The 12693-nt window shown below is 61.4% G+C and carries 8 protein-coding genes; 7 read left to right on the forward strand and 1 reads right to left on the reverse strand.

The annotated features are described in order from the left end of the window. Nucleotides 1-11 precede the first annotated feature (11 nt). Nucleotides 12-605, reverse strand: coding sequence for a DUF1697 domain-containing protein (locus AC6H1L_RS06745; protein ID WP_497600766.1), 594 nt, complete (start codon nt 603-605; stop codon nt 12-14). Between the two features lie 349 nt (nt 606-954). Between AC6H1L_RS06745 and AC6H1L_RS06750 the strand changes: the two genes are divergently transcribed. The 7 genes from AC6H1L_RS06750 to AC6H1L_RS06780 all read left to right on the forward strand — a co-directional run bounded on the left by AC6H1L_RS06750 (nt 955) and on the right by AC6H1L_RS06780 (nt 12525). Continuing rightward, nucleotides 955-2841: a hypothetical protein gene (locus AC6H1L_RS06750; protein WP_497600767.1), complete on the forward strand. Its 1887-nt coding sequence runs from the start codon at nt 955-957 to the stop codon at nt 2839-2841. Between the two features lie 350 nt (nt 2842-3191). Then, entirely contained in the window at nt 3192-6299 is a 3108-nt protein-coding gene (locus AC6H1L_RS06755; RefSeq protein ID WP_497600768.1) for a sigma-54-dependent transcriptional regulator, read from the forward strand. A 385-nt stretch (nt 6300-6684) separates the two neighbouring features. Then, nucleotides 6685-7245 (forward strand): PTS sugar transporter subunit IIB, encoded by a 561-nt coding sequence (locus AC6H1L_RS06760; RefSeq protein WP_497600769.1) that lies wholly within the window; start codon nt 6685-6687, stop codon nt 7243-7245. Then, nucleotides 7242-8645: a PTS sugar transporter subunit IIC gene (locus tag AC6H1L_RS06765; RefSeq protein ID WP_497600770.1), complete on the forward strand. Its 1404-nt coding sequence runs from the start codon at nt 7242-7244 to the stop codon at nt 8643-8645. The genes AC6H1L_RS06760 and AC6H1L_RS06765 overlap by 4 nt, the downstream gene beginning before the upstream one ends. Nucleotides 8646-9088: 443 nt before the next feature. After that, nucleotides 9089-10201 carry a sugar ABC transporter substrate-binding protein gene (locus AC6H1L_RS06770; RefSeq protein WP_497600771.1) on the forward strand — a complete coding sequence of 371 codons (1113 nt, stop codon included), beginning with the start codon at nt 9089-9091 and terminating at the stop codon, nt 10199-10201. Nucleotides 10202-10462: 261 nt separating this feature from the next. Then, nucleotides 10463-11305, forward strand: a complete 843-nt coding sequence (locus tag AC6H1L_RS06775; RefSeq protein ID WP_497600772.1) for an ATP-binding cassette domain-containing protein — start codon at nt 10463-10465, stop codon at nt 11303-11305. After that, complete coding sequence (locus AC6H1L_RS06780) at nt 11302-12525, forward strand: sugar ABC transporter permease (protein ID WP_497600773.1); 1224 nt, start codon at nt 11302-11304, stop codon at nt 12523-12525. The genes AC6H1L_RS06775 and AC6H1L_RS06780 overlap by 4 nt, the downstream gene beginning before the upstream one ends. Nucleotides 12526-12693 lie beyond the last annotated feature (168 nt).

Raw genomic sequence — 12693 nt, forward strand, 5'->3', positions numbered from 1 at the left:
ACGGCGATCACCTAAGAGAATGAGTTACGCCGCTTACTCCGCTCTCCCTCCTGCTTTCGCTGGAGAAGCTGGCTGACTTGCAGTACCGTTTTCCAATTGCGTCCCGTAGCCGGACAACCAAGGGCCCGCTCAAGCGCGGCAGGCGTCAGTTTCGAGCGCCCGATTCCATTGGGATACCAGAGATACAGTTCCTGACCGCGCGCCGAGAGCTGCAGCTTCTCGGGTCCTGCGGCAGCGAGTCGCCGCAAGGCCGAGGCTGCCTCTGCCACCGGGGTCGCGACCAGGAAGAGCACAACGAGGCGCTCAGGTGCCTGCCCGGCCTCTGATGGAAAGGGATTCGCCGCAATGGTCTCCCCCAGGTCAGCAGCGCAGCGCAGGGCAACCCGGCAGGCAAAGCCGAACTCCTCTAGAAAGCGCCCCTCGATCTGATGCGCAAGGCGAACGGTATCCCCCTCGTCGCTACCGAAGAGCACATTTCCAGTCTGGATATAGGTGCTGACCTCCCGCAACCCCAGAGCCTCATGCATGGCCTTCAGGGCCGGCATGGAAATCATGCCGTGTCCGCCGACGTTGAGCGCGCGAAAAAAGGCAACATAGGCCGTCATCTGTGACTCCTTTCGCCCATGCGAACAGAGCAGCTAGCGCCACTTCCGCCACAGAGCAGAGATTTCGCCCGCCAGGCCATGCTGCGTCAGCCCTGGCAGGCATACCAATCTCTGAGATGTTCCCTTCCGAGGCCCGGAGATAGGAAGAGAGGCGTTTACGCACATATATTTAGTCAAGAATAGTGATCAATATTGCCAAATCTAGCTGCTACTGAGTATATTTGTCAACAGCACTGACAGTAGAGAAACGTGGTAAGGAGCAATAGCCCCGATGTTGTCGGGAGGTACTCAGGCCTCACAGATGCCCCAGCAGCTCCAGAGCAGAGGGTCAAGCCAGCGGCTTCTGATCTTGTTTCGTACCACGAGCCAGAGCCTGGCAGCAAGCTGGCCACTCTGGCTTTGTCTGGCGCTGGCGCTGGCTGTGCGCCTTTTTTTAGCCATTCGTCACAATCCGGTCATCGAAGGAGATGAGGCCCTCACCGGCATTCAGGCGGAGAACATCCTGCGCGGCGAGTGGCCAATCTACTACTACGGTCAGCCCTACATGGGCAGCCTGGAAGCCTACATCATCGCCCTTTTTTTTGCCATCGCTGGGCCATCGGTGCTGGTCTTGCGCATTGCGATGACCTGCACGTCGCTGCTACTGGTCTGGCTCACCTGGGGCTGCGGTGAAGCGCTCGCTGATGAGGCCGGTTTGCGAGCAGGACCGCGCCGACTCTTTGTAACGGTAGCGACAGCCATCGCTGCCTTGCCTCCTCTCTACGACACCGTTCTGGAACTGCGCTCCTACGGCGGCTATACTGAGGCCATGATCGTGATGCTCTGGCTCCTTTGGGCCACGCTGCGTCTGACCCAGCGTTGGCGCCAGGGCGCCAGTCGGCATGAGCTGGCCTGGCGCTGGGCGGGCATCGGCCTGCTCATCGGGCTGGGCCTCTGGATCGATCCTTTGATCGTCTATGCCCTGGCAACAATGACGCTCTGGCTCGCCGCCTTCCTCTGGCAGTCTCGGCCCCGGCAGCCCGGGAAAGGAGAGAAGCACCAGCCCGCTAGCGAACCCCAAACACGCCTCAAGGAAGGCCTCCTGGCAGCGCCGGTAGCGCTTCCTTCTCTGCTGCTGGGATTGGGGCCAGCTCTTATTTATGGTGCACAGCATAACTGGGCGAACGTTCTCTATATGTTGCAAGGCGGGCATCCTATTTCCGCCCCCGGCAGCCGTCTCCACGTCTTGCGCGAAGTCGTCACTTTCTACGTCCGCTGTGTTGCTCCGCGCGTCATCGGCGGCACTTTGCCAACTGAGCCTTATGTTACCCAAAATCATCCCGCCGTTCTTACACCCGGGCTGGTCATCAACGGCCTGGCGATGGCTTTAGCTGTCATTGCCTTGCTCCTCTCACGGATCTGGCCCCGGCCAACGCTGCTCTGCCTGCGCCGCCTGACGCTGCTGCCCATTCTTTTCGCGCTCTGTCTGACGGTGATCTACTGCCTCGATCCGCTGGCGGTGGCAAGCGTCTACTCAGGTTGCGGCCCGTGGGACCTGACCGGGCGCTATGTGGTGCCGCTGGTCATCGTCTTGCCTTTCTTCCTGGCCTCAGCTGTTACGCTCTGTTGGTACGGCTCCGCCGCGATCGAGAACAAGCCTTCGTCTGTTAGCCTGGCTCCGCCTCCCTCAGAGCCGCAAGCCGAGCCGCCGGCGCCCCGACCAGTCAGCGAGCAGCGGCCCATCTGGCAGTCTCTGCTGCGCCCCGCCCTCTTGCTCCTACTGCTGGCCTGCTACTTTAGCACGCAATTTTCGGCCTACGCTGTGGCGAACACTCATAATACGTTCGAGACCTCCGGTTGCGTGAAGGCCCCGGGCGATTATACACCCATCATCACCTATCTGCGCCAACAGCAGATCAGTTACGCGCTGGCAACCGCCTGGGTCGGCAATCCTATCACGTTCATCACTAATCAGCAGATCCTGGTAACTGAGCCACGTGCGCGCTTGCCGGAATATAGTCAGAGAGTGCTCCACGCAGCTCACTATGCGCTTTTGCTCTTTGTACGCCAGAATAATAGCCAACCAGCTATTGTAGAGGCACTGCAGCAAAAACATTGGCGCTACACGCTGAAACGCTTTCCCACGGTGCCCGGCTGGGAACTGATGGTCGTGATTACGCCGGATCACAATGTCTCGCCGACAGATCCCGCCTTCCGCCAGGCGCTCAGGCAGCTCTACAATCTCTGCGAGGAATGATAAGCTGACAGAACGGCGCTCCAGTGCTGGCACACCAGGCTCCAGCGGTGCGCTCAGCCGGGACCTGTTCGGTCAGCACCCAGAGAGCCCGCACTGGCCGGCCTGGACGGTACCGCTTCCGTGCGATCCAGCAAGCCCGACATCCAGCCAACGGTGAACCAGACCCGGCCGGCTCTCTCGTCTCTCTCGCGCAATGGCAGCTAGCAGCAGGCAAGGGCAGCCAAGAGCGCGATCGTCCCTGTTCCGGGACAACAATGCCGCCCGGTTGTATTTACGGGCAAGTGATGTTAAACTGAACACTGAACAGACAGGACAACCGCTGAGCTGGTCAGTCAGAAGGAAGACATCGCTTGCTGCGCAAAGATCGCGTCTTTGAAATCTTGCGCGCCATGTGTGCGGAGGCCGCTGCCGCCCCCGAAGGCACGGCGCTCAGGCGCAAGCGAGGGTTCAGCGCCGAAGAAGTCGCGGAACGCGCCGCCATTGACCGCACGAATGCCAGCCGTGACCTCAACCAGTTAGCCCAGGAGGGGAAGGTCGAGCGTATTCCAGGCCGCCCCGTCCTGTTTACCGTCAGGAGCCTCGCCCCCCAACCGCCACCGTCGTCGGTCGGAGCACAGCCACAGCCGGCTCGGGAAGTCCAGCAGGCCCAGACAAGCGCGGCGGCGACCAGCCGCCAGCCAGACCTGCCGAAGCTGGTCAGATCGGAGGCTCCTAACAAGCTGCCGGTGGTGGTGGCCTCCATGCAGAGTGGAGCCGTAGTTACCAGCTTCGAAACGCTGGTCGGAAGCGACGAAGGACTGAAGGTCGCTATTCAGCAGGCCAAGGCGGCAATGCTCTATCCTCCCCACGGGCTGCATACCCTTATTTGCGGTCCCAGCGGCGTGGGGAAGACGACCTTTGCCCGCCTCATGCATGCCTTTGCCGTCGAATTTGGGGCCTTGCCCCCTCATGCCCCCTTCGTCTCCTTTAACTGTGCCGACTACGCCGGCAATCCTCAACTGCTGATGGCCCACCTCTTCGGGGTCGTCCGCGGCGCCTACACCGGAGCCGAGCGTGACCGCCCGGGCCTCGTCGAGCAGGCCAACGGTGGCGTTCTCTTTCTCGACGAAGTGCATCGCCTTCCACCCGAGGGGCAAGAGATGCTCTTCTACCTGATGGATCGCGAGCGCTTCCGCCGCCTCGGCGACGTCGAGGAGCGCCAGGCCAGCATTTTGCTTATCGCTGCCACTACCGAGGACCCCAATACGACGCTGCTGCCCACCTTCCGCCGGCGCATTCCGATGCTGATTACGCTGCCCGGCCTGGCCGAGCGCTCCATGCAGGAGCGCTACGCCCTCATCCGCGCCTTCTTCACGACCGAATGCAGCAGCATCGGCGCCAACATTCACGTAGAGCCGCAGGTCATCCAGGCCTTGCTGCTCTACGAGTGCCCGGGCAATATCGGCCAGTTGCGCACCGACATCCAATTGCTATGCGCGCGCGCCTACCTGGACTACCGCACGCATAACCTGAGCGAGCTGCATATTGACGTCAGTATGCTGCCCGACCACGTGCGCCGCGGCCTGCTGCGCACCGCCGAGCTACAGCGTTCGTTGGAGCCGCTGCTTGACGTGCTCAGGGTTACCCATATTTTCACGCCCACCGGCCTCAGTCTGGATGTCCTGCCCCACTCAGCGCGCGACCTCTACGAGACCATCAGCCAGGAGATCCGCGCTCTGCGCCGCAGCGGCCTCACCGATAGTGAGGTCAATCGCCTGCTCCAATTGGAGCTTCAGCACTATTTCCAACGCTTCGCCGACGAGGTGGCGCGTGCCCGTCAGGAGGCGGTTCCTCACCTGGTCGACGAGCAGGTGGCCGCCGCCTGTCGCGCCGTCGTCGACTACGCCGCTCAGCGCCTGGAGCGCGATTTGCCCGAAAAGCTGGCGCTGGTCCTGGCCATGCACGTGACCAGTACGCTGGAACATCTGGCCCGTGGGCACCAGGTTCCGGCTTCTGTGATCGAATCGGTCGCCGATACCTATCCACGCGAATATGAGGTGGCACGTGCCGCACTGGCCCAGCTACGTGGTGCCCTCCAGGCCCCCCTGCCCGACAGCGAGGTTGATGTCCTGGCCGTCTTGCTGGCTCACGCCGACAGCCTGCTCAGCAGCGAGCAGCCCGGCGTCGGCATCGTGGTCGCCGCCCACGGTCGTGGCATCGCCTCTGGCCTGGCAGAGCTGGCCAATACGCTGGTTGGTGTCAGAACAGTGCGCTGGGTTGAGCTGTCACTTGAGCAGTCGCCCGATGAGCTGGTGGCTCAGGTAGCAAGCTGGGTACGCGTCGCCGACCAGGGGGCCGGCGTTCTGCTGCTCGTCGATTTCGTCTCCCTGCTTTCTCTGAGCGAGCTGGTCGAGCAACAGACTGGGGTCCGTGTGCGTGCAGTCTCCGATGTGAGTGCTCCGCTGGTGATCGAAGCCGTGCGTCGGGCCCAGCGCTCGCGCGATTTGAGCCTCGATCAGTTGGCCGAGAGCTTGACGATGACGCGTGCACTCAGTAACCGCAGCGGTAGTCGCGAGCGCCATACTGAGCCGCTGCCCGCTGCCAGCTCCGGTTTAGGACGCTCCAGCCGTGAGGCCGGGCGCGTCATTCTCTCGGTCTGTCTGACCGGCTTCGGTAGCGCTGCGAAGATCGCCGAGCTGATCAGTGACGCTCTGCCCGGCTTGCGCGAACAGGGCATCGATATCCTGTGCATGGATATTACCCTGTCCTATAAAACGCGCGAGGATATCCGGCAGCTCGTTGGCAATCGCCAGGTGATTGCTGTCGTAGGCACGATTAACCCGCATCTGGACGATTATCCTTTTATCCCGCTGACCGATCTGCTCTTCGGCGACGGGCTGGCCCGTCTGCGTACGCTGCTCGGCGAGACCTTGATCGATCCAGCGCTGTTGCAGGTTGAAGGCGATCAGGTACGACCGGACCCGGCGCCGCTCAAGTTGCCGATGGTCAGCGCTTCAGACGCCAGGTCTCCAGAGCAGGCCGGCTACGATGGTCATCACAGCCAGCCCCAGCCACGGCCGGTTCAGCTTTTCTCACGCCGCGCCGATCTGGTGCGCCAGCTTACAGAGACCCTTAGCCAGCGCATGATCTTCCTTAACCCGGCGCGCATCATGCCCTTGCTTGACCGTATGATCGAGCTGATCGAAGTCGAGGTCGGCGAGAGTTTTCCTATGGAGGTCTTGGCCGGGCTGATGCTGCACCTTGCCTGTATTTTGGAGCGCGGCGTCCCCTACAAAGGCATGTTGGTCAGTGAGGCAGTGCGCCACCAGGTCGAACAGCAGTTCGCGCGCGATCTGTCGATCTGCCGGCATGCCCTGCAGCTCCTCGGCGAGCAGGTCGGGCGCTTTCTCCCCGATGAAGAGGCTTACAATATTGTCTGTATCTTGCGCCAGCTCGATATTTTCGCCGCCCGCTCCTAGCCCTCCAGCTTTCTCTTTCTATCGCAATCAGGCATTGACCCTGGCCTGGCCTGGCTGCGCACCAGCAGCAGAGTTCAGGCGGGGTCTGGCAGCGCTCGCCGCCCTGGCTACCCTGGCCTCCGGTCGACGTCCATCCAGCTCACCGCCGAACCATGCGGCAGGTCCCTGCCAGGCTACGTATAATAAGGGCAAAAGGGAGTACCGCATCTTCTGATTGTAGCGAGCGACGTTTACAAGGGAGCCAGGGGCGTGCTGATCGCCAGGTGTTCATATTCACCCGGTCCCCCGCTATGTCTTGCGCGTGGCCCGATCGAGGCGAGTGCGCCCCGCTAGTGTGCTATCTGTGCTACACACATTTCTGGCATAGTTCTTGCTAAGGAGAAGAGTGACCCCGCAGCGCGGTGGTTCGCTCTGGCTCTCTTCCTTCTATCACGCGAGCAAGCAAGCACTGTTTCCGACCGTATGCAGCGAAGGGCGCCTGATGATCGGCGTGAGCGCCAATGTCGGCGGGGCGGCAGATCGCCAGGCGCTCAAGCCAGCAAACAGGTCAGGAGCAGGCCAGAGAGGGAAGGAGGGGGAGAAGCGAGCCGGCGTGCGGCGGGAAGGAGCGAGCATGATCCGAGTCCTGATTGTCTGCAGCTGGGGCATGTCCACCAGCCTGCTGGTGGAAAGCATGCTCGAAGCGGCAGCGGCACGCAACTACACACTCAGCGTTGAGGCCTTGAGCGCCGGAGAATACATGGACCGGCTGGACGAATGCGATGTCGTACTCATAGCTCCGCAGATTCGCCATCTGCGCAAGAGCATCGAGAAGCTGGCGCAGGAAGCCGGCAAGCCCGTGGCATTGATTGAGCCATTTCACTATGCAACGATGAACGGAGAAGCCGTGCTGGAGCAAGTGCTCTTGCTCCTGCAAGGGACGCAGGAAGGTCAGGCCCAGCCATGAATGCGATGATTGAGAAAGGCAGCGCCTGGTTTGAGCGCTACCTGGTGCCGCCGCTGAGCGCGCTCGCCAGCAATATCTATCTGCAGGCTATTCGCGACGCCTTCATCATTTTCACGCTGCCGCTGATCATAGCGGGCAGCATCTTTCTGATCATCGCCAATCCGCCTATTCCGGCCTTTGCCCAGTTTCTGCAGACCCATCCTGGCATTCAGAATGCCATTTTGGTCCCTTTCAACCTGTCCTTTGGGCTAATGGCACTCTTCCTGGCCTTCGGCGTAGCCTACAGCGTCGCCCAGTACCGGCGCACCGAGCCAGTACAGCCGGGCGTCCTGGCGATGGTCCTCTTCCTGATAGCCAGCCTGCCGGTCACCAACCTCAACAGCCTCACGCTGGGGACCATTCTGCCCTACCTTGGCGGTCAGGGGCTGCTCATCGCCATCCTGATCGGCATTCTCACCAGCGAGGTCATGCGCTGGTTCCGTAGCTCTCGCTTCACCATTCGCCTGCCGAAGAGCGTGCCCGCCAATGTCAAGCGCGCCTTCGAGGCGCTGGTGCCTGCCGTGCTGCTCATCACAGCAATCTGGCTGCTAGAGTGGTTCGTCAGCTCGCATACGGTAACGACGACCGATAGCAGCGGCCACCGCGTGACGCTGCAGTTGACGCTGCCGATTCTGCTGATGAAGGTCTTTGAGCCGCTGGTTGTGGTGCAGGATAGCTATCCGGCGGCGCTGCTGGAGATCATCTTGATGATGCTGCTGTGGTCGGTGGGCATCCACGGGATGAATATCGTGACGGCTATCGCGGCCCCCTTCTGGTTCAGCACGCTGGCCGCGAACGCCGCCGCCGGTCCGGCTCACGCCCACGGCATCGTGACCGAGCCGTTCTTTCATATTTTCGCCCACCTGGGCGGTTCGGGAGCAACCTGGCCGCTGGTGATCTATATGCTACGCTCACGCTCGGCCCAGCTACGCACCGTCGGCAAGGTCGCGCTGGGACCGGCGATCTTCAATATCAATGAACCAGTGACGTTCGGGGTTCCAATGGCGCTCAATCCGCTGATGATGATCCCCTTCGTGCTGGTTCCTGTGACCATCGTGACCATCAATTACCTGGCCTTCTCTTTCGGTCTGGTCCATGTGCCGATGGTCATGCAGCCCTTCACCGTTCCCGTCGGGATCAGCGGCTTCGTGGCTACCGGAGGCGATATTCGTGGCAGCCTCCTGCAGTTCTTCGATCTCGCTGTTTCCGCTGTGCTCTATTATCCCTTCTTTAAGGCCTGGGAACGCATTTTGATCGCCCGCGAGGAGGCAGCGGCCCGCGGCGAAAGCGAGCGCCCTGCCGTGGCGGCAACTACGCCCGCGGTCGGCAGCTCGGCCCGCCGTAGCCCAGTGAGCCGCTAGCGCGGACCGCTGGTCGTCGCTCTCACTAAGGTGGCGACCAGGCTGGCCGCCGCTACGGTCCAGGCAGACAGGCAGGCCAGGCAGCCGCCGGCGCGCTGAGATGAAAGGAGGTCGGCGTTAGGCCCCCCAGACAGGTGGGGGAACCGCAGGGTTCCTCCTCGCTGATCTGGCTGGCTGGCTGGTTGTATTCAAGTGAGGACAGGCATACGAGCAAACAAACGGACAAATGCATGAGCGCCGTTCTCTCGCTCATGCGTCTGGCGCGAGCGCCGCGGTCATAGCCAGGGTCGGCGCGCTTCGCTTACCCCTTCAGGGGCAGCGAGGAGTCATCTTCAATGGGGCAGGCAGCCTGGTACTCTCACCCGCCGCAGCCTGCCTTACCAGCAAGCAATGGTGCATAACTCATTGCATGGAGTTCTCTACGAAAGGATAGGGTGCGAACGATGAGGTTATTTAGTCGACAGAGCAGATTTACTGCTATAGCGATTACTCTGCTCTTATCTCTTTTGCTGGCCGCCTGCGGCAGCAGCGGCAGTACTGGCGGTACCTCCTCTGGCGCCGCCAATGGCAAAGGGTGCATGAAGATCGGCATTCTCCTGCCGGAGACAGCCACCTCCGAGCGCTGGGATGCCAAAGACAAGCCGGCCCTGATCAATGGCATCAAGGCGGCTTTGCCTGGGGCCACGGTTGACTACAACAATGCCGAGGGCAATAAGGACGAGCAGCTCAACCAGGCCGAGGCCGATCTGACACGTGGCGACTGCATCCTGGTGGTGGGTGCCGTCGATAGCGACGCGGCTGCCGCTATCGTCCTCAAGGCCAAGCAGCAGGGCGTCCCGGTCATTGCCTACGACCGCCTGATCCAGTCCAAGGACCTATCGTATTATGTCTCCTTCGATAACGTGCGCGTGGGCTATCTGCAGGGCCAATACATCGTTCAGCATCATCACAAGGGCGACCGCGTGGTGATGATCAACGGCTCGCAGACCGATAACAATGCCATTCTCTTCCGCCAGGGTGCCCATCAGGCGCTTGACCCGCTCTTCCAGAGCGGTGAACTCAAGCTGGTCTATGAGACCTACACGCCTGGCTGGGACAACGATACAGCTCGCACCGAGATGGATCAGGCGCTGACCGCCAATCAGAACAATATCCAGATCGCCTATGTGGCCAATGATGGCATGGCGAACTCGGTCATCGCCGCTCTGAAGGCTCAGCATCTGGATAAGAAGGTTTTGGTGACTGGCCAGGATGCCACTGTCGCCGGTATCCAGAACATCCTGACGGGCGAGCAGGCCATGACGGTCTATAAGGCCATCACTAAGGAGGCGAACGCTACCGCCCAGCTCGTGGCGGCTATCAGCAAGGGTCAGGACACCTCTTCGCTCATCAACGGCCATACCAAGACCAAGGACGGTGGCAATATTCCGTCGGTCCTGGAGACGCCCGTGGCCGTCGATAAGTCAAACATTGCTTCCACGGTCTTGGCCGATGGCTTTGTGACCAAAGAGCAGATCTGTCAGGGTCTCCCGCCTGGGACCGGAGGTATCTGCTAATCTTCCTCTCCCTGGCCGCCTGCCGCTCAGGCCAGTCAGTGATTCCGCCTGCCTTTGATCCTGGCGCTGCTATATAATAGCAGTACAGACAGCAATCGCAGGCGTGAATCACCGGCAGGCGAAACGGGCAGGATCACCAGCTCATCGGTGAGCAGGGGCGCCCGGTTGGCTGACCACCTGGTCGGCCTGTCTTCCTTCCGCTTCTCCTCTTGCTCGCCGATGAGCCGTGTGTATGACTAGTTCTCTCATTGTGGAGGCCACATGGCAGACAGTTCTTCTACCAGCACACCAACTGCACCTTCTCGGCCCGGCCAGACGGGCGTTGCTGAGCCACGTCTGCGCCTGACCGGTATCAGCAAGGCCTTCGGGGCTGTGCAGGCCCTCTCGAATGTCGATTTCGAAGTCTATGCCGGCGAGGTCGTCGGCCTCGTGGGCGACAATGGCGCCGGTAAATCGACATTGGTCAAGATAATCTCGGGCGTTGAGCAGGCCGATAGCGGCGAGATCTTCCTGGAGGGCACGCCGGTCAAGATCACCGGCCCCAGCGTGGCGACGCGCCTCGGCATCGAGACAGTCTATCAGGATCTGGCACTCTGTGATAATCTCGACGTGGTCGCTAATCTCTTCCTCGGACACGAGGAGCTTGACCTGTGGCCCGTGCTCTCTGAGATAGAGATGGAGCGCGAGGCTCTGCGCGTGCTGAGCGTGCTCGATGTCAAAATCCCTTCGGTGCGCGTGCCCGTTTCGCTGCTCTCGGGCGGTCAACGTCAGTCGATCGCGGTCGCCAAGACGATCCTGCGTCAGGCGCGCGTGGTGCTCCTGGACGAGCCAACGGCAGCCCTGGGGGTGGCTCAGACGCGCCAGGTGCTCAATCTGATTAAGCGCTTGCGTGAGCAGGGCCTGGCGGTCGTGGTGATCTCGCATAATCTGGCTGATGTTTTCGAGGTCGTGGACCGCGTGATTGTGCTGCGCCTGGGGCGGCGCGTGGCAACCTTCGATGTGAAGTCGGCGACGCCCGAGCGCGTGGTGGCGGCCATCACCGGCGCGGAGTTTGGCGCTGAGGTGGACGCGAATGGCTCGAATGGAGGAGGTTCACAGTCATGAGTGAAGCTGTGAAGCAGAAGCAACCAGCTCCGGCGACCAGCGTTGAGGTGCCCTCCAGGTTGCCGCGTCCCACAGTGGGCCAGCTCCTGCGCACCGATCTGGGCTTTCTGCCTGTCTTGCTGACATTGCTGGTCATTGCCGCCTACTTTGCTTTAACGACCAACGGTCTCTTTCTAACGCCTCGCAATCTCTCGAATCTGGTTTTGCAGATTACGCAGATCGGTGTGTTGGCCCTGGGCAGTACGCTGGTGCTGCTGTTGGGCGAGATCGATCTGTCGGTGGCGGCAGTCAGCACGCTCTGTGCGGTGGTGATGGGCGTGCTGGTCGAGCGTCATGGCGTGCCGGCGGGCTGGGCTATCCTGGCAGCGCTGGTTACGGGCGCAATTACCGGGTTCATTAATGGCTTATTGGTCGCCTTCGTACGCATCCCCTCATTTATCGTGACGCTGGCGGCCTCGATCGGCTACTCCGGTCTGCTGTTGTACTTGCTCGCTGGACAGAGCACGCTGATTATCCACGATGCTTTCATTGTGTCGCTGGCGAATAACTACCTTCCTGATGTCCTGGGCATCGGCTTGCCAACGCTGGTGCTTCTCCTCTATATTGGGTTCGTAGTGCTCAACTATGTGCGCCGCCAGCGCGCGGGTCTACGGACGCAGCCGCTGCCACGTTTGCTGCTGCAGATTGTGATCGTCGCGGTGATCGTGGAGGGGGCGGTGGCTCTCTTTGAGTCTTACCTGGGCGTGCCTCAGTCTGTCGTCTTCTTGATCGGGCTGATTTTGCTCTGCTGGCTCTTACTGACGAAGACGCCCTTTGGTCGCTACGTCTATGCCGTCGGCGGTAACGCAGAGGCCGCGCGCCGCGCGGGCATCAATGTACCGCTCATCCGAGTGGCGGTCTTTACGATGTGTTCAACGCTGGCGGCGATCGGCGGAGTGCTGGCCGCTTCGCGCGGTCTGGCGGTAGCCAGCCAGATTGATCCGACGCTGCTTCTCGATGCGATCGCGGCGGCGGTGATTGGTGGTGTTAGCCTCTTCGGTGGCAAAGGCTCGGTCTGGTCCTTGATTCTTGGTGCGCTGATTATCGGCAGCCTGGAAAATGGCCTTGATCTGAAGAGCCAGGGCACCGATGTGAAAGAGATGGTAGAGGGCGTGGTCCTGGTGATCGCTGTGGCCGCCGACGCGCTGATTCGCCGCGCTCAGGCTCGTCGTGGACGCTAGCCAGCCTCCCGCCTGTTGCCACTGGCTGGATGCTCTGGTCTGGCCGGGCTGGGCCGGGCCTGGCGGCGCGCATAGGTACTGCCTCGCTCGCGCCGACCCCGAGACGAGGCAGCGGCCCTGAAAGAGCGGGGCTGCGCTCGCTGTGCTGTGCTGCCCCAGAATCGAGAG

It is taken from the genome of Thermogemmatispora argillosa, assembly GCF_059696725.1.

Coding starts and splice junctions, on each gene's coding strand:
- AC6H1L_RS06775 (WP_497600772.1), top strand. CDS start 10,463: ATGGCAGACAGTTCTTCTACCAGCACACCAACTGCACCTTCTCGGCCC.
- AC6H1L_RS06765 (WP_497600770.1), top strand. CDS start 7,242: ATGAATGCGATGATTGAGAAAGGCAGCGCCTGGTTTGAGCGCTACCTG.
- AC6H1L_RS06780 (WP_497600773.1), top strand. CDS start 11,302: ATGAGTGAAGCTGTGAAGCAGAAGCAACCAGCTCCGGCGACCAGCGTT.
- AC6H1L_RS06770 (WP_497600771.1), top strand. CDS start 9,089: ATGAGGTTATTTAGTCGACAGAGCAGATTTACTGCTATAGCGATTACT.
- AC6H1L_RS06745 (WP_497600766.1), bottom strand. CDS start 605: ATGACGGCCTATGTTGCCTTTTTTCGCGCGCTCAACGTCGGCGGACAC.